Raw genomic sequence first — 17466 nt, 5'->3', positions numbered from 1 at the left:
CAAGAGTAACATAAGGTAAATCACTATTGATTTATTAAATGTAGCACATCTAATTCCATTCATTTTTAAATAGTAGTTATTTTTGATAGTTAATCTGGTAGAGTAATGACCATGAAAGTATTTTTTATTTTTATTGCGATATTTCTTGTACTGCTCCCATATACTACCGTGAGCAACAAAAACATTATTTCTCATCCTGTTACAACTATTGCGGGCTCTACAAATCAATGTTTACATAAAACTCCTATTACCACATCTATCCGCTGTAATTTTACCCAAGCGTATGTAATGCCAACTGAATTGAGCTTATCAAAAACCCATGCACATATTGGTTTGCTCTTCTTTTCTCTCTATCTTTTATCCCTATGTTCTGGATTGATAACGCGAGTCTATAAACCACCACGGTTTTTCTAATAATTAACCCTCTGTTTTTAAATACTTATGCCACTGATTTCTTAATCATCAGCCGGTTATATTATTGGAGAATTTTATGAAAAATTTATTTAAAGTCATTTTATTAATTATGATAATTTCCTATTGGCCTCCATCTCTATGGGCCTCAATGGATAATGAAAATCATATTGAAAGGAATTATTTTCAATTTGTCATCCCTCAATATCATACAAGCAGGCAATCAGGACAAACGGTTAATATTTATGTGCGATATGCCTACAATAAAAACTTACCGAACAATAAATACCCTGACTATCGGGTATTGCGCGCTGCTGTTTTAAGGTATATGGAACCTACTGTGGAATTTCCTGCAGAAGTATTTTGGGAAATTCTCGCTACTGCAATGGGGAGAGATTTGATGAAAAACTATCCACTCGATGGTGTCAGTATTCAATTGGACGTTCTGGATAACCAAAATCCCAACAGCTTTGAGCCAGGTGATCATGGACCAACCTTCACTATAGGCGAGATAGAGCCTTTAGATATACATCACTAATTGGATAAATAATGTAGCCAGATAAAGCATAGTATCTGGCACATAAAATCGAGGTGAAAATCGGATTTGTACTCAGGTTGAACGAGAATTACGCTGACAAAGCGCAGTATAAATCAGTATGTGAGCATTTTTCAGCGTATTTTATCGTTCAAGATGAACTAAATCTGAAGTTCCAGAGTAACTAAACAGGATTATCACTATCTATAAATAAATGTTCTAACTCAAATTGAGAAGCAAGATGCTTACCTAAAGCCTGAATGCCGTAACGCTCCGTTGCATGATGCCCGCAAGAATAATAATGAAGTCCTAATTCCTTTGCTTGATAATAAGTTCGTTCGGATATTTCTCCACTTATATAAGCATCTACGCCTAAACGAAAGGCATCATCGATAAAATCCTGCGCGCCCCCACTGCACCAAGCAATATGAGTAATCGGCTTTTCACTACCTACGATGAGTAAAGGAGATCGCCTTAATTTTTTTGTTAAATACTCAGTAAATTCTGCGTGCTTCATCGTTTGAGTTAACTTTCCTGACCAAAGCAGATTATCAGTACCACCTGCTCTATGCATGTGTACCATATCCACTTCAAATAATTTGGCCAGACAAGCATTATTTCCAAGCTCAGGATGACAATCCAAAGGAAGATGGTAGGCAAATAAATTTAATTTATTGCATAACAACTTATAAATTCGTTGCCGTTTCATCCCTGTAATCACTGGTGCTTCACCACGCCAAAAATATCCATGATGAACCAGTAAAGCATCTGCGTTCCAAGCAATAGCTTGGGAAATTGCATCCTCAGATGCAGTGACTGCAGTGCAAATTCGACTAATCTGTTGTTTGCCTTCAACCTGCATTCCATTAGGAGCATAGTCATTGTATCGTTCACAACCTAACAATTGATGCAAGTATAAAGACAGTTCTTCTTGAGTAATCACCGGTCAGAAACCCGCTTGATGTCAGCACCCAATAAAGATAATTTTTCTTCTATGCGCTCATATCCTCTATCCACATGATAGATACGCTCAACCGAGGTTTCACCCTCTGCAACTAATCCAGCTAAAATCAAACTGGCCGAAGCACGTAAATCTGTTGCCATAACAGGTGCGCCAGTTAATTTTTCAACGCCATTAATTATTGCTGTGTTTCCATTAAGTTGAATCTGTGCCCCCATGCGTTGTAACTCTTGTACATGCATAAAACGATTTTCAAATATGGTTTCAATAATAGTTGAAGAACCAACTGCTACTGAGTTCATCGCCATAAACTGGGCCTGCATGTCTGTTGCAAAAGCTGGGTACGGTGCTGTAGAAATATTTACTGCCTGAGGACGTTGATTGTGCATATTTAGACTAACCCAATCTTCGCCTATGGTTAATTCTGCGCCGGCTTCTTCAAACTTACATAACTGTGATAGTAATGTATCAGGTCGTACTCGCTTTACAGTAACATGTCCTCGTGTTAGAGCCCCGGCAGCAAGATAAGTTCCTGCCTCAATACGGTCAGACATTACGGAATAAGTCCCACCTGAAAGAGATTCAACACCCTCGACCTCGATTATTGAGGTTCCAGCACCGGAAATCTTTGCTCCCATTTGAATTAGAAAATTGGCTAAATCAACTACTTCAGGCTCACGGGCTGCATTTTTAATAATTGTTGTCCCTTCAGCAAGAGTGGCCGCCATGAGTACATTTTCAGTACCAGTAACAGTGACTGTATCAAACATCAAACGCTTTCCTTGCAAACGACCACGTTTACAACGGGCATTGATGTAACCATTTTTGACTGAGATATCAGCGCCCATCGTTTTCAACGCTTTTAAATGCAAATCAACGGGTCTTGTCCCAATAGCACAACCTCCGGGCAAAGATACATCTGCCTTACCAAACCGAGCAAGCAAAGGCCCTAAAACTAAAATCGAAGCACGCATGGTTTTAACTAAATCATAAGGAGCAACAAACTCATTGACTTGATTTGCATCAACCTGGACATTCATTTTCTCGTCAACAATTAATTGAGCACCTAATTGACCGAGTAATTCCATCATAGTAGTGATGTCTTTGAGATGAGGCACATTGGAAATGGTGACATGATCTCTTGCAAGCAAACTTGCAGCCATAATGGGTAAAGCAGCATTTTTTGCTCCTGAAATAACTACTTCACCATTGAGTGCTTTACCACCATTTATTAATAATTTATCCATTTTGCGTTCCCCATTCTTCTTTTGTCCACGTCTTCATGCTAATTGCGTGAAGCTTACCAGTGGTAATCAGCTCTTTGAGCTGGGCATAGACCCACTGCTGTCTGGCCACCTTGGATTTGTTTAAAAAAACATCACTTACTACAGTTATCTGATATTGATAACCATCCCCCTCCACTTTGATGTAAAAAACATCATCAATGGCTTTAAACTTTTGTTCTATTTCTTCATTACTTATCATTAAAATTAGCTCACAAATTGAAATAAATACAACTTTTGACAACAAATACATTTAAGGAGAAAACACCAGTATTTCCCAAGGGTCTGTTATCTCAATAAAAAGAAAACCCGGGTTATGGCTCGCACCTTCACCCAGGCTACAATTTATAATCCTAAAAAAAGTAACCACTCTCCAAAAATTGGAAATTCCTCTTAGAAAAATTATAAAAAAATTATACGGCCTCCAAAATACGCTCTACACCACAAAATTCTGCTAAAGATTGAGTTTCATCAGGTATACCAATGATTTCAAAAAATTTATTATTTTTCTTACATAACTTTCTGGCCTCGATAAGTAATGCCAAACCTGCACTATCACAATGTTTCACATCACTTAAATCCAGACTAAATCGGTCACTTTTATCTTCCATCAAAGACTCATAAAGCTTCGCCCGCACTGCAACAACTGACTTAAATGTAAGATCGATACCCGGTTTAAAACAAACGTTACTCGCCATTAGGAATCCCTTTTAAGTTGCTTTTTTTCCATTAACTTGATGACTTCATCAATACTGGAATTTTGCAATGCTGCTGCAAACTGCGACCTGAAACTTTGCAATAAGCTTACTCCCTCAACGCTGATATCATAAATCTTCCACTGACCATTTTTAGCGACAAGACTATAAGACAACGGGATATTTTGACCTTCGGCACGAACAATAATACTGTTAACCCGCAAAAATCGAGAGTTCAGGGATCCTCTTAAAGGTAAGAATTGTATGCTTTCATTGGTATATTGTGCCAAAGGGCTGGAATAAGTACGAATCACCAGACGTGTGAAAGCTTTGGAAAATTGCACCCTTTGTGAATTTGTTGCTTTACTCCATGCCTGCCTTCCCAGAACAGAACGTGACATGCCTGCTACATCAACGATAGGAAGTAAATTTGTTTCTACAGCCTGATAAATAATACTGGGATTGTTTTTTAAACTGGCTTTATTTTGTTTTAGGCTCGCAATGATATTATTGGCAGTTTGCTCTAACATAGGTATGGGAGAGTTTTGTGACGCGCTCATCATAGGAGATAAAATCACACTGACAACGAATAAAATGGTTTTTATTATTCTCATGTTCCGACCTTATTTTTTAATGTTAAATAATAGTTGACCAATTAAATTTTCAAGAATAATTGCTTCTTGAGTCTTTCCAATCACATCTCCATTTCGCAAATAAGGATGATCTTTATCGTCCTCATCCTCAAAACCAGGGACAATACTAATATAATTAGAACCAAGCAACCCTTCTGTCAAAATCCGCGCTGAAGCATCTTCATAAGGTATTTTCTTATCGCTACGCAAGCGCATAGTTACCTTTGCATTAAGATCCCCAGGCTGCAAATCAATATGAGTTACTTCCCCAATTTTAACACCAGCCACGGTAACAGGCGCTCGAACTTTCAACCCACCAATATCGGTAAAATCAGCAGTTACCTCATAACTGTCACGAGACATGAGACTAGAGAAACTACTCACTTTCATTGTCATGACCAACAAAGCCAAGATACCAAGCAACATAAATAGGCCGACACTGAAATCTACATAACGTTGCTTACTCATTCACCAATCTCCAATCATCATTGCGGTCAACAAAAAATCCAGTCCTAATACAGCAAGCGATGAATAAACTACTGTTTTAGTCGTCGCCTGACTAATACCTTCTGCAGTAGGCACACATTCAAATCCCTGGAATACAGAAATCCAGGTTACAACAAAAGCAAAAACTAAACTTTTAATGATACCACTGAGTACATCAATTCGGAAATCCACTGCTGCTTGCATATTGGACCAAAAGCTTCCAGCATCCACTCCTAACCAGTGAACACCGATAAAATAACCTCCAAAAATAGCTACAGCAGAAAAAATTAGCGCCAAAAGAGGTAAGGTAATGAACCCTGCTATAAAACGAGGATAAATAACCCTGCCTAAAGGGTCAACTCCCATCATATCCATGCTGGACAACTGTTCTGTTGCTTTCATCAAGCCAATTTCAGCAGTTAAAGCTGAGCCTGCACGTCCAGCAAACAGTAAAGCACTAATGACCGGTCCAAGTTCTCTTGAGATACTCAAGGCCAATAATTGACCTAATTGGCTTGATGCACCAAATTTTTGCAAAGTATTATAACCTTGCAAACCAACAACCATACCAATAAATAAAGCAGAAACAACGATAATCAAACACGACAAAACACCAACAAAATGGATTTGGTAGCGCAGCAAAGGCCAAAGCTTTGCAATGCCCGGTCGTCTAAACAACATGAAGAACAGAAATAATCCGGAATTTCCAAAGTTTTGCAAAACTCGTGAACTACGGTTACCGATACGTGTGATGAACTCAAGCATCTAGTAGCTCCTCTATATACGATCTGGCTGGATAGTGAAAAGGAACAACCCCATCAGCCTCTCCATGCATAAACTGTTTTATCTGAGGTTCAGATGATTGAATAAGATCATCTGGAGCTCCTTGCCCTATGATTTTTCCGCCAGAAATAAGGTAAATATAATCTGCTATAGAACAGGTTTCTTCGACATCATGCGAGACAATAATTGTTGTTGTATGCAATAACTCATTTAACCTTTTGATTAAACGAACTAATACACCTAGAGAAATCGGATCTTGCCCTGTAAATGGTTCGTCATACATCATAAGCTCTGGATCCAGTGCTATAGTACGTGCTAAAGCAACTCGTCTGGCCATTCCGCCTGACAACTGGGCTGGCATCAGAGAGGCAGCCCCACGTAATCCGACTGCTTCAAGTTTCATCAATACAATGTCACGCAACATCGATTCATTTAATTGAGTATGTTCTCGCAAAGGGAAAGCAACGTTATCAAACACAGAAAGATGAGTAAATAAAGCGGAACTTTGAAAAAGCAACCCCATGTTGCGTCTCGCTTCATATAAAGCTCTACGGGATAATAGATGCATGTTTTGACCATTGACGTGGATAAATCCACTGTCAGGTCTTAGCTGAGCACCAATTAACTGCAATAAGGTAGTCTTTCCAGAACCACTAGGCCCCATAATTGCGGTAATCTTACCTCGTTTAACTACCATATCAATGCCATTGAAAATGTGACGGCTTTCACGAGTAAAGACTAAATTTTTTATTTCAACCCAATTTTCAGGCATATTCTCTTTTCCGGTTATAGCCAAAAGTAGAAGTATATACTGGATCGAAAAAAAAAATGAGGTGTTTAATCCTATTTATTCAAATGTTTTTTTGTTAGAATGAAAAATAAACAAAAAACATCCAATAGCCTATGAATTTCTGCACACTTGGACTTGCTGTCATTGAAACTGAAGCACAAGCTGTCTTTGAATTAACCCAGCGAATCGATAGCCGGTTCGAAAAAGCCTGTGAATTGTTGCTTGCCTGCAAAGGACGGATTGTCGTAACTGGCATGGGAAAATCAGGCCATATAGCGAACAAAATTGCTGCTACCTTATCAAGTACGGGCAGCCCCTCGTTTTTTATGCATCCTGGTGAAGCAAGCCACGGGGATCTGGGAATGATTACTCGACAGGATACAGTAATCGCTATTTCTCACTCAGGCAACACATTAGAATTAGTTACTTTACTTCCTTTATTAAAGCGATTGGAAGTCCCTTTGATTACCTTAACTGGAAACTCTGAATCAACTTTGGCGAAAGCAGCAGATGTTAACTTAGATGTTAGTATCAAACAGGAAGCATGTCCGCTCGGCCTTGCACCAACAACCAGTACTACCGTAGCCTTAGTTATGGGCGATGCACTGGCGATTGCTCTGTTGCAGGCCCGGGGCTTTAGTGAGGAAGACTTCGCCTTATCGCATCCGGGCGGATCACTGGGTAAACGACTTTTACTACGCATAGACGATCTGTGTCATCAGGGAACACAACTTCCACTCGTACATGAAAATGCAACAGTAAGTGAAGCACTCATTGAAGTAACGGATAAAAAATTAGGCATGACCTGCATTATCGATCAAAAGGGCTATCTCGTTGGAGTCTATACCGATGGGGATGTTCGACGGACTCTAACGCGCCAGTATGATATTAATACGACTCCAATAAAAGAAGTCATGACGCGTAATGCCCGCACAATCCCTAAGGGAATGCTTGCTGCCGAAGCTTTAGCTATTATGCAAAAACACTGCATCACTTCATTAATTGTCATCGATGAAGAAAAACGTCCACAAGCTGTTCTTCATCTTCATGATTTATTAAAAGCAGGTGTTTTTTAATGAATAAATTAATTGAACGAGCCAAAAATGTTAAATGCCTTATCTGTGATTTGGATGGGGTTCTTACTGATGGCCTCTTATATATTGATAATCATTTTAATGAATTGAAAACATTCCATATTCACGATGGGGTAGGCTTAAAATTACTCATAGCAGCTGGAATTGAGGTAGCCGTCATCACTGGTTCACGTAACGCTGTAGTAGATCACAGGATGCAACAACTAGGTATTATCCATTATTACAAAGATCAATTGGATAAGCAGGAAACATACAAGCAGCTGAAAAATAAATTAAATCTTCAGGATCAACATTTTGCTTATATTGGCGATGATATTCCTGATGCCCCAATTATGCAGCAAGTCGGCCTTAGCGTGGCAGTTGCCAATGCGGTATACCAAGTTAAAGAAATTGCCATATGGCAAACGTCTCTACCAGGTGGTCGTGGAGCGGTACGTGAATTATGCGACCTTATTCTTAATGCACAAAACAAGATGAATTTGGCTATAGCAGGTTATCTAAAATAATGAATGCAACAAAACAATTCGCGTGGCTTTTTTTTACTTTGATACTCCTGGCATGTTCTGGATGGTATTACAGCCACACAAGAACATTAATTCGCCTGGATAGTGAAACATTAGCAAACTCAGTAGATACTACTATTTCTCACGTTATAGTACGCCAGTTTAATCAACAAGGAGCACTTGCTAATAAACTTATCACCCCTTTCATGCAACATATTCAAAAAGGTAATGTCTATTTATTTCAAAATCCGCATATTGTCGTAAGTCAGGAAGAGCAACCACCCTGGGATATTAGCTCAATAAGAGCCAAATCATTTGAAGGCGGAAAACAGATTACTTTTACAGGCAATGTTATTGTGCGCCAGAAAAAAGGAAATAATTCACAAGAGAGCACATTAAAAACTGAAGAGGTTACCTACTACCCTAAAGAAAAAAAAGCAAGTTCCGATCTGCTTGTAACATATGAACAACCAGGGAATATTATTCAATCAACCGGAATGAATGCTTATCTCGATGAAAAAAGAGTAGAGTTATTACACCAGGCGAGAGGAAGTTATGTTCCGACGCATGGCTAACTACGGTCTGTTTTTTCTTTTAATGTTTACTTCTGTGGCTTACGCTCTTCCGGAAGATAAAGAAAAAGTAATGCATGTAATGGCAGACTCTGCTGATCTCAGTCAACAGGAACATAAAGGTGTCTATACTGGCAATGTTGAGTTGATACAAGGTACAACAAATCTGCTGGCCTCTAAAGCAATAACCCTGGGGAATAAAAAAAATCAACTTGAGGTCGCTATAGCCACTGGGACTTCTGAGAAGCAAGCTCATTATTGGACAATAACCGATCCCAATAAACCTCCAGTACATGCTTATGCAGACACAATTCGTTACTATCCACTGCGTCATTTAATTGAATTAATAGGAAATGCTCGAGTAGAGCAAGGAGAAAATTCTTTTTCTGCTGCAAAAATAAGTTATGATACTGAAAAGCAACATGTTCTGTCTCAAGGTAACGGCAGTAAAAGAATAACTATTATTTATCATCCAGAAAAGAAACCATCATGAGCATCCTGGAAGCGCGAAATCTAAAAAAATCGTTTAAATCGCGAACCGTGGTTAATAGCATCAGCATCCATATTAAAAAAGGTGAGTGTGTTGGCCTGTTAGGACCTAATGGAGCAGGAAAAACAACCTGTTTTTATATGATAGTTGGTTTGCAATCATGCGATGAAGGTCAAATTTTCCTGTCCAACCAAGATATAACAGCACATACCATGCATCAAAGGGCACGCTTGGGGATTAGCTACCTTCCCCAAGAAGCCTCTGTTTTCCGTAAACTGACTGTGGCAGAAAATATCATGGCCATTTTAGAGCTTAGGCCTGATTTAAACGAACAGGCCCGAGAAGAAAAACTGGATTTGTTGCTGCAAGAATTTCATATATCACATCTCCATAAAAGTCTGGGGATGTCCTTATCCGGAGGAGAAAGACGGCGTGTTGAAATTGCAAGAGCCCTTGCAATAGAGCCATCATTTATCCTTCTTGATGAGCCTTTTGCTGGGGTTGACCCAATTTCAGTTATCGATATCAAAAAAATCATCCAACATTTGTGTAATAAAGGCATTGGCGTTTTAATTACTGATCATAATGTAAGAGAAACCCTGGATATATGCGAACGGGCCTATATTGTCAGTCAAGGAAAAATATTGTGCGAAGGAACCCCCAATATTATACTGGCTAATCAACAAGTAAGGGCTGTTTATTTAGGCGAAGAATTCACTTTATAATAAAATTATGGCCTGCTGTAACTTCTAACGGGCCTTATTTTACACACCAAAGTAAATCACTACGTATTGCAGCTTGTGAGTTACACTAGACTAGAAATTAATTAAGATTTTATTTAAACATGTTACTCATTATTGACAATTACGATTCATTTACCTACAACCTGGTTCAATATTTCCAATGCCTCAATCAAGAAGTATGTGTTTACACCCATGATCAAATCAGTGTGAACCAAATAAAAAAACTTGCCCCCAAATATTTGGTCATCTCACCAGGACCGAAAGCTCCTGATGATGCAGGTATTTCTATGGAGACTATTCGTACATTTTATCGTACTATTCCTATATTAGGTATTTGTCTGGGGCACCAAAGTATTGCCCAAGTCTTTGGCGGTCGAATAATTCCTGCCCCGGAAATCATGCATGGAAAAACGTCGACAATAGAACATAATCAACAAGGAATTTTTAAAAATGTTCCGAACTATTTCAAAGCTACTCGTTATCATTCCTTGGCAGTAGATAAAAACAGTCTTCCAGAATGTTTTTCTATCGATGCATGGGTGTATGATACAATTATGGCAATTTCGCATCGTCATTATCCTGTTTTTGGTCTACAATTCCATCCAGAAGCAATATTAAGCGAATATGGACTGCAATTATTAGAGAATTTCTTAAAATATGAAACCCAATCTTCTGTTTGAGCATCTCATCGCGAAAAAAAATTTAAATCCAGAACAAATGCAAGCAGTCATCCATGCCTGTATGTCAGGCCTGTATAATGACGTACAAATCGCGACTTTTTTAGCGCTCATGCGCGTGAAAGGTGAAACAACCGATGAATTAATTGCCGCAGCTGAAGTAATGCAACAATTGGCCCATCCAATTGAATTAGGCACTGATCTAATTGATATCGTTGGGACAGGTGGAGACGGAAAAAATACATTTAATGTATCAACAGCCTGTAGTTTTGTAGTTGCCGCAGCAGGGTACCCGGTTGCAAAACATGGCAATCGTTCTGTCTCTAGCCGTAGTGGTAGTGCCGACTTATTAGAACAAGCAGGCTTTATATTGAATCTATCTGATCAACACATTAAAACGTGTATACAACAATGTGGCTTGGCATTTTTATTTGCCCCCCATTACCATCCAGCAATGCAACACGCACGAACAGCGCGACAACAACTCGGCATTCGAACCTTATTCAATCTACTTGGCCCCTTAATTAATCCTGCTCGAGTAAAAAAACAGGTTGTTGGTGTATTTTCATCAGTTTGGCAAAAACCTCTAGCTACAGTTCTTGCTCATTTGGGAAGTGAAAGATCCTTGGTAGTAAGTTCCAAAGATGGCTTAGATGAAATCAGTATTGCAGCTCCTACAGATGTCATTGAGTATCGAGAAGGAACTTTTAATGACTGGATAATTAATCCAGAAGACTATAACATCAGCCATCATTCTTTAAATGAAGTGATGGTTGATTCACCAGCTCAAAGTTTAGAATTGATTCAAGCCGTTTTTTCTGGAAAGCAAGGTGCAGCACGTGACATGGTATTATTGAATTCTGCTGCAGCAATTTACTGCGCTCATGGAGATATCTCTTTTATAGACGCATTAGAGCAGGCAAAACTCGTTATAGATAACGGTAAAGCCAAGCATTGTTTTACTCAGCTTAGCCAACTAACCCAAACTTTAAATAAAGAATCGCATCATGAATAGTATGTTACAAAGTATTGCCCAACGTAAGCAGGAAGAGGTAGCTCTTGCAAAGAAAAATAAACCTTTAAATGAATTGTTACAACAGCCCATTATGGAGCGACGTGATTTCGTTGCTGCTCTGCAAACTAACGAAACTCCAGCAATTATTGCAGAAATTAAACGAGCATCTCCAAGCAAAGGATTAATTCGTAAGGATTTCAATGTAAACGAGATCGCTTCAATCTATGGAAAACATGGTGCACGCTGCCTTTCAGTGCTTACTGATGTCGATTTTTTTCAGGGCCACCCTGATTATTTAGCTCAAGCAAAATCACATTGTAAATTACCCGTACTAAGAAAAGACTTTATTCTTGATTCTTATCAAATTTATGAAAGCTTAATATTAGGCGCAGACTGTATCTTACTTATAGTCGCCTTACTTGATGATGCGCAATTAGCAGATTTCTGTCAATTAGCACACGAGCTGGAAATGGCGGTACTTGTGGAAAGCCATAGCAAAGAAGAGCTGGATCGTGCTTTACGGTTACCCACTCCTTTAATCGGCATTAATAATCGCAGCCTTCATACTTTTAAGACAGACATCCAACTCAGCATCCAATTAAAACATTATATCCCCCAAGATAAAATAATCATAACTGAAAGTGGTATTAATTCGCATTCAGATATAAATTTGATGCAAACTCATGGTATTAATACTTTTCTCATTGGAGAAAGTCTCATGAGAGCCAAGGATATAGGAGTGGCTCTAGATCAGCTTATAAGTGGGAATTATCAGACATAAAATAGCTCCCCCTCATGTGAATGCTTGCGTAAACGGTTTGATTTAGCGCAGGTGTTGAGAAAATTGTTTTTTAAACAAGCGCTGCATACATCAGTATACTGAGCATTGCTTGAGCAAATTTTCTCGCACGATGCGCCAAATAGAGCCGTTCTATGATTGGATCTGAGTACTACTACTCCAAATTTGGCTCAGAGGGTTGTGATGGCTCAGGCTCAGGAATTCCAGGATCATCAGGCTCATAAGGCTCTGGTTCTGTTGGATATTCGTTAGGCTCATCAGGATACTCATAAGGCTCTGGTATTTCGTCGCCGTTTTTCAAAATAGCACCCTTATGTTGGTAAGATTTATAAAATTATAGCAAAAGGAAAGAAAATGAGAGTGGCTGTAATCACCGGCGCTGCAAATGGAATTGGCTTAGCATTAAGCCAAGTCCATTTACAACGTGGCAATATTGTAGTTATGGTAGATAAAGATGAGATTAAACTCAAGCAGGAAGCTGAACGACTTTGGTCCCTGTTTCCAGAAAAACTTCTGGAAATTTCTTGTGACATAACACAACTAAATGACGTAGCACAACTGGTACAACGCGTTGAAAGTAAATTAGGGCGCATTGATTGGATCTATAACAATGCAGGCATTATAGGTCAATTAGGCCCCATTTGGGACTTGAGCTCTGAACACATCAAAAAAGTCATGGAGGTTAATTTACATGGAATGATCAATATCATTCAGGCCTTTATTCCTTTCCTATTTCAACAAACTTTTCATTCACGTATTATCAATATAGCAAGCTTATATTCATTATGTACCGGTTCGCAAACTGCTTCTTATGCCATGTCAAAGCATGCAGTACTTGCTTTATCTGAATCATTGTTTTTTGATCTGATGCGCATGAAAAAACCAGTAGATGTCTCGGTAGTTTTCCCTTCTTTTACAGATACCTCACTTTTATCTCATACTACCGATATACACTCTTCCTTTCATGAAGTGTTGCAATCTCTTTTATCGCACTCACGCCCTGCCATAGATATTGCAGAGCATATTGTTCACGAAGTGGATCAAAAGAAATTCTATATTTTTCCAGATAAAGAAGTAAAAGGATATTGTGAAGAACGTACCAAGGCAATGATTGTACAAGAAAACCCACATGTAACTAATATAGAAAAATTAATGGGTGCGCTCATTAAACGGCAGGAATCCAGGGATTAATCGTGCATAATAACGCAAGCCTGCCCATGTGAATGGTTACACGAACGGGGATTTGAGCGTAGGCTGTGAGAAAATTTTTTCTGAAAGCGCAGCATACGCAAGTATGTGAGAAGTAACTGGATAATTTTTCTCTCAAGGTGATCAAAAAAAGACTGGGCCCAAATTGAGACTGATCACTTACATTGTAGCTTGAGTCACTGAGTCTCACCACTCCGGCTATAACTTCTCTGATTATGCTTCCAACATATCCAATAATTCACGGCGGAATTTATGATAATCAACCTCTACGGCATGTCGTATATGCGATTTAAATCGGTAATGAGGTTTGTTCATCTCCTCATGTGCTTTTTCATGCAATTTATCAGGGCGTTTTAAAGTTCCCATAATTATGCGTGCGGCTATTTTTGACTGATAGTCAGCAAGCGGCCAAATACATCCTTGAGGTTGGCACAAACCAATAAAATATAGATTATCATAGTCTGGGTGCATCATTTTCCGATAAAGCGGTATCTTTGTTGAGTTACTAAAGTCAGCAATTTGCTTGTCAATAAATGGGAAACTTATTTTATAGCCCGTAGCAAAAATCACTGTATCAAATTCTTCCGACTTGCCATGAGTAAAATAGACACGATTTCCTTCGAAATGAGAAATTCCAGGGCGAGGGAAAATTTCACCGTGACGAATAAAATAAAGTAGCTCCGTATTAATCGTTGGATGAATTTCTAAAGGACCGCAATCTGGTTTCATTAATTTATATTTGGCGTATCTACCTTGTAAGATTCGAGCAAAAAAGCTCAAAACCTTCTGTCTTAACCAAGAAGGCATCCATCTAATTTTTGCTACTGCATCATCTGTCGGTTTACCAAATACAAATTTAGGAAAAATATGATAACCTCTGCGCATGCTGATGCACGTTTTTGGAGAAATACGTGCCACTTCTACAGCAATATCACATGCAGAGTTGCCGCCTCCAACTACCAAAACACGTTCATCCTTAAAAACAGAAGCTTTTTTATATTGATGCGAGTGAAGCAGCTTACCAGAGAACTCACCTGGATATTCAGGCATAAAAGGATCCCAATGATGGCCATTTGCGACTAATAAATAATCAAAGTATTCTTCATGCGTACCCATATTATTTTCAAAAATGACTTTCCATTGATGTTGATCAGTATGTTTTACTTGTAGTACATTGGTGTTAAAGCGGATGTATTTAGTTAAATCAAAATGATTCGCATAGCTTTTAAAATAATCTAAAACCAAAGTATGCGATGGATAATCAGGATAATGCGCCGGCATAGGAAAGTCTTCGAACTCCGACCATCGTTTTGAACTGATAATATGGGTCGTTTCATAAACACTGGAATGATTATTACCCTCATCGTATACCCAATTGCCACCGATCTGATTATTTTTTTCAAATACAGTGATATCTGTTACACCCTGCTCTTGTAAATTTTTAATTGCAGCAAGTCCGCTTGGACCTGCTCCGATAACGCAGACACGAGGAAAATTTTCTTTACCCTTTTGCTTTATTTGCATTACTCAACACCTTTTTTACTTCTTCCATTATCATTGCTTGTACAACAGGTTCTTTATCAATCGTGAAATGATTCACTGTAACGCCTTTTATCGCAGCAACATTAATGTTGTCAATACGAGTTTGATCCGGATTTACAGCTTTGAGTTTCAAACCACTAAACATGGGCACATACCCAGATTTGTAAAAATTCATCGCGTGTTTTACATTAGGAGGCACAATGGTTTGAGATACGGCATCTACAGTAACCAATAAGTCGACAGGAATACCTGCTTTATTTAAATTACGTGCGACCTTGATTTGCTCATTAGCACCTAAAGAATGTCCGACCAGAATAATTGGTCTATGCTGTTTATGTTTCTGATAATAAGCAACAATTTCACGAGTCACATTACCCGCGTTATACCACATGTCACTGGGTGCGGCTACATTACACTCTTCTTCAACAGTATCACTAAGTGTTCTCATACCAGTGCTAAAAACCCCTAAACCACCTAACATTGTATGCACTTCGCCATGATAGGGCTGTGACTTGCTCACTTTCACTATCTTCCCTTTTTTTGCCGATTTCTGGGTTGCAGATTGGTGAATCACAGATTGGGCTGTTTTAGGTATTGGTCTTTTCTCTGAAGCCCTGCCACCGGATAGATCGACACAACCAGTTACACAGATGGTTATGAGTAAAAACAAAAATGAGCTAAAAAAACCTAATTTTTTATTTTGGAATGAGTTCATTTTATTTTTATTTATTATTTTAAAGCGCGAATCATAGCTTATTCCGAGAAGGTTTGCCAAGATGGGCTCATAGATGAAGTGAAATTCTTTTGTCTCTATAAGTAAGTTATTAATTTTGATACTCTGCATGTGAAATACAAATTTTTATGTTTAAAATTTATAATCTGTCGTTTCATGGGGACAATCACAATTGATTATAGAAAAAATGAACACAATCCTTACTGTCAGTCAGCTTAATCGACAGGTTAAAAGCTACCTTGAAAATGAGCTGGGTACGGTCCATGTCGAAGGAGAACTCTCTAATTTGAGTAAGCCGGTATCGGGGCATTTTTATTTTACCTTGAAAGATACTCATGCCCAAATTCGCTGTGTGTACTTTAAAAATCGCCATACCAACTCACTTGCATATAAGCTTTGTGACGGACAACATATAGTCGCGAGCGGAAGATTAAGTCTGTATGAGGCTCGGGGCGATTATCAATTAATCGTAGAACAAATGACTGAAGCAGGTTTAGGGGCACTTTATCAGCGTTTTGAAGAATTAAAAAATAAACTTGCTGCCCAAGGTTTATTTGACTCAACAAAAAAAAGACCAATTCCCGTCATGCCTCGTGCCATTGGAGTAATTACATCAAAAACTGGCGCAGCAATTCGTGATATATTATCCACTCTTGCACGACGATTTCCCATAGCTGATGTCTTCATCTATCCAAGCGAGGTTCAAGGTGCGTCAGCACCACAACAACTGATAAAGGCATTAAGACGTGCCAATTCAGAGAAGCGCTGTGATGTGCTTCTGCTTGCACGTGGCGGAGGAAGTATTGAAGATTTATGGGCATTTAATAATGAACAATTAGCACACGAGATTGCAACCAGCTCAATACCTATCGTATCAGGTGTGGGTCACGAAACAGACTTTACAATTGCCGACTTTGTAGCAGATTACAGAGCAGAAACACCTACAGCAGCAGCTGCTGCTGTGACCCCAGACTGTAATGAATTATATAAATTATTAAATCACTCCATATCACGTATGCATCAATCAATGTACCGTTTTTTGCAAAAATACCAAATTAAATTGCAGCACCTAATCGAAAAAATATCTTCACCACAAAAAGCGATTGCCAGCTACTGGCAAACTACAGATTACCTTGAGCGTCAATTGATTGCTCACATGATGTACATAATAAAACAAAAAAACCATCAACTTCATCTGTGCATCAATCATTTGAATGCTAAAAACCCTAAAACACAAATCAAGCAAACACAAATACTGTTACAAAAAGTTTCAACACAATTAATCCATCATATGCAAAATAAGATTAATCAACTTAATTATCAATTGAGAACACAATTATCTACCTTGCATGCAGTCAGTCCCTTAGCTACACTGGATAGAGGATATGCTATTGCAACAAAAAAACATAAGGTGTTGTTTTCCAGCAACCAGGTACGAATTGGCGATAAAATCGATGTACGATTGGCTCAAGGTGATTTAACTTGTGAAATCACTCAAATACACGAGTAAAAA

23 protein-coding genes are annotated in these 17466 nt (G+C 38.6%); 12 read left to right on the top strand and 11 right to left on the bottom strand.

Annotated elements, in window-relative coordinates; translation table 11 throughout:
- Positions 1–111 precede the first annotated feature (111 nt).
- Positions 112–414 (top strand): hypothetical protein, encoded by a 303-nt coding sequence (locus tag Lpar_RS10130; protein ID WP_115341251.1) that lies wholly within the window; start codon positions 112–114, stop codon positions 412–414.
- Positions 415–490: 76 nt separating this feature from the next.
- A complete protein-coding gene (locus Lpar_RS10125) occupies positions 491–949 on the top strand; it encodes a hypothetical protein (RefSeq protein ID WP_058517831.1) in 459 nt (152 codons plus the stop codon).
- Between the two features lie 181 nt (positions 950–1130).
- Here the strand turns inward: Lpar_RS10125 and Lpar_RS10120 are convergent, their stop codons facing one another.
- The 8 genes from Lpar_RS10120 to Lpar_RS10085 form a co-directional block, all read right to left on the bottom strand.
- Positions 1131–1889: a Nif3-like dinuclear metal center hexameric protein gene (locus tag Lpar_RS10120; RefSeq protein WP_058517830.1), complete on the bottom strand. Its 759-nt coding sequence runs from the start codon at positions 1887–1889 to the stop codon at positions 1131–1133.
- A complete protein-coding gene (gene murA, locus Lpar_RS10115; RefSeq protein WP_058517829.1) occupies positions 1886–3154 on the bottom strand; it encodes a UDP-N-acetylglucosamine 1-carboxyvinyltransferase in 1269 nt (422 codons plus the stop codon). The genes Lpar_RS10120 and murA overlap by 4 nt, the downstream gene beginning before the upstream one ends.
- Complete coding sequence (locus Lpar_RS10110; protein ID WP_058458158.1) at positions 3147–3392, bottom strand: BolA family protein; 246 nt, start codon at positions 3390–3392, stop codon at positions 3147–3149. The genes murA and Lpar_RS10110 overlap by 8 nt, the downstream gene beginning before the upstream one ends.
- Positions 3393–3603: 211 nt before the next feature.
- Positions 3604–3888, bottom strand: a complete 285-nt coding sequence (locus Lpar_RS10105; RefSeq protein ID WP_058517828.1) for an STAS domain-containing protein — start codon at positions 3886–3888, stop codon at positions 3604–3606.
- The gene (locus Lpar_RS10100) at positions 3888–4499 is read right to left on the bottom strand and encodes an MlaC/ttg2D family ABC transporter substrate-binding protein (RefSeq protein WP_058517827.1); all 612 of its coding nucleotides are present in this window, start codon (positions 4497–4499) and stop codon (positions 3888–3890) included. Before Lpar_RS10100 ends, Lpar_RS10105 begins: the two co-directional genes overlap by 1 nt.
- A 9-nt stretch (positions 4500–4508) precedes the next feature.
- Positions 4509–4985: an outer membrane lipid asymmetry maintenance protein MlaD gene (gene mlaD, locus Lpar_RS10095; protein WP_058517826.1), complete on the bottom strand. Its 477-nt coding sequence runs from the start codon at positions 4983–4985 to the stop codon at positions 4509–4511.
- Positions 4986–5768, bottom strand: coding sequence for a lipid asymmetry maintenance ABC transporter permease subunit MlaE (gene mlaE, locus Lpar_RS10090; RefSeq protein WP_058517825.1), 783 nt, complete (start codon positions 5766–5768; stop codon positions 4986–4988).
- A complete protein-coding gene (locus Lpar_RS10085) occupies positions 5761–6558 on the bottom strand; it encodes an ATP-binding cassette domain-containing protein (RefSeq protein ID WP_058517824.1) in 798 nt (265 codons plus the stop codon). Before Lpar_RS10085 ends, mlaE begins: the two co-directional genes overlap by 8 nt.
- A gap of 131 nt (positions 6559–6689) precedes the next feature.
- On the opposite strand from Lpar_RS10085, the gene Lpar_RS10080 reads away from it, so the two are divergent.
- The 8 genes from Lpar_RS10080 (at position 6690) to trpC (ending at position 12451) form a co-directional block, all read left to right on the top strand.
- Positions 6690–7652, top strand: a complete 963-nt coding sequence (locus Lpar_RS10080; RefSeq protein WP_058517823.1) for a KpsF/GutQ family sugar-phosphate isomerase — start codon at positions 6690–6692, stop codon at positions 7650–7652.
- Entirely contained in the window at positions 7652–8176 is a 525-nt protein-coding gene (locus Lpar_RS10075) for a KdsC family phosphatase (RefSeq protein ID WP_058517822.1), read from the top strand. The genes Lpar_RS10080 and Lpar_RS10075 overlap by 1 nt, the downstream gene beginning before the upstream one ends.
- Positions 8176–8748, top strand: a complete 573-nt coding sequence (gene lptC / locus Lpar_RS10070; RefSeq protein ID WP_058517821.1) for an LPS export ABC transporter periplasmic protein LptC — start codon at positions 8176–8178, stop codon at positions 8746–8748. The genes Lpar_RS10075 and lptC overlap by 1 nt, the downstream gene beginning before the upstream one ends.
- Entirely contained in the window at positions 8729–9238 is a 510-nt protein-coding gene (lptA, locus tag Lpar_RS10065; protein ID WP_058517820.1) for a lipopolysaccharide transport periplasmic protein LptA, read from the top strand. The genes lptC and lptA overlap by 20 nt, the downstream gene beginning before the upstream one ends.
- Positions 9235–9960 (top strand): LPS export ABC transporter ATP-binding protein, encoded by a 726-nt coding sequence (gene lptB, locus Lpar_RS10060; protein WP_058517819.1) that lies wholly within the window; start codon positions 9235–9237, stop codon positions 9958–9960. Before lptA ends, lptB begins: the two co-directional genes overlap by 4 nt.
- Positions 9961–10079: 119 nt before the next feature.
- Entirely contained in the window at positions 10080–10658 is a 579-nt protein-coding gene (locus Lpar_RS10055; protein ID WP_058517818.1) for an anthranilate synthase component II, read from the top strand.
- Positions 10636–11670, top strand: coding sequence for an anthranilate phosphoribosyltransferase (trpD, locus tag Lpar_RS10050; protein ID WP_058517817.1), 1035 nt, complete (start codon positions 10636–10638; stop codon positions 11668–11670). Before Lpar_RS10055 ends, trpD begins: the two co-directional genes overlap by 23 nt.
- Positions 11663–12451 carry an indole-3-glycerol phosphate synthase TrpC gene (gene trpC, locus Lpar_RS10045; protein ID WP_058517816.1) on the top strand — a complete coding sequence of 263 codons (789 nt, stop codon included), beginning with the start codon at positions 11663–11665 and terminating at the stop codon, positions 12449–12451. The genes trpD and trpC overlap by 8 nt, the downstream gene beginning before the upstream one ends.
- A 172-nt stretch (positions 12452–12623) precedes the next feature.
- On the opposite strand, the gene Lpar_RS19100 is transcribed toward trpC, so the two are convergent.
- The gene (locus Lpar_RS19100) at positions 12624–12770 is read right to left on the bottom strand and encodes a hypothetical protein (RefSeq protein ID WP_165482434.1); all 147 of its coding nucleotides are present in this window, start codon (positions 12768–12770) and stop codon (positions 12624–12626) included.
- 53 nt (positions 12771–12823) lie between these two features.
- Here Lpar_RS19100 and Lpar_RS10040 point away from each other — a divergent pair, with 53 nt between their 5' ends.
- Positions 12824–13660 (top strand): SDR family NAD(P)-dependent oxidoreductase, encoded by an 837-nt coding sequence (locus tag Lpar_RS10040; protein WP_058517815.1) that lies wholly within the window; start codon positions 12824–12826, stop codon positions 13658–13660.
- 231 nt (positions 13661–13891) lie between these two features.
- Here the strand turns inward: Lpar_RS10040 and Lpar_RS10035 are convergent, their stop codons facing one another.
- Positions 13892–15202, bottom strand: a complete 1311-nt coding sequence (locus Lpar_RS10035; protein WP_058517814.1) for a flavin-containing monooxygenase — start codon at positions 15200–15202, stop codon at positions 13892–13894.
- The gene (locus tag Lpar_RS10030; RefSeq protein WP_058519233.1) at positions 15180–15935 is read right to left on the bottom strand and encodes a thioesterase domain-containing protein; all 756 of its coding nucleotides are present in this window, start codon (positions 15933–15935) and stop codon (positions 15180–15182) included. The genes Lpar_RS10035 and Lpar_RS10030 overlap by 23 nt, the downstream gene beginning before the upstream one ends.
- 205 nt (positions 15936–16140) lie before the next feature.
- Between Lpar_RS10030 and xseA the strand changes: the two genes are divergently transcribed.
- Complete coding sequence (xseA, locus tag Lpar_RS10025; RefSeq protein WP_058517813.1) at positions 16141–17463, top strand: exodeoxyribonuclease VII large subunit; 1323 nt, start codon at positions 16141–16143, stop codon at positions 17461–17463.
- The last annotated feature ends 3 nt before the right edge of the window (positions 17464–17466 follow it).

The sequence above is a fragment of the Legionella parisiensis genome (genome assembly GCF_001467945.1).
In the GTDB taxonomy this organism is placed as follows: Bacteria; Pseudomonadota; Gammaproteobacteria; order Legionellales; family Legionellaceae; genus Legionella; species Legionella parisiensis.
The sequence above is the reverse complement of the archived record's forward strand: the minus strand, read 5'-3'. Positions and strand labels throughout refer to the sequence as shown.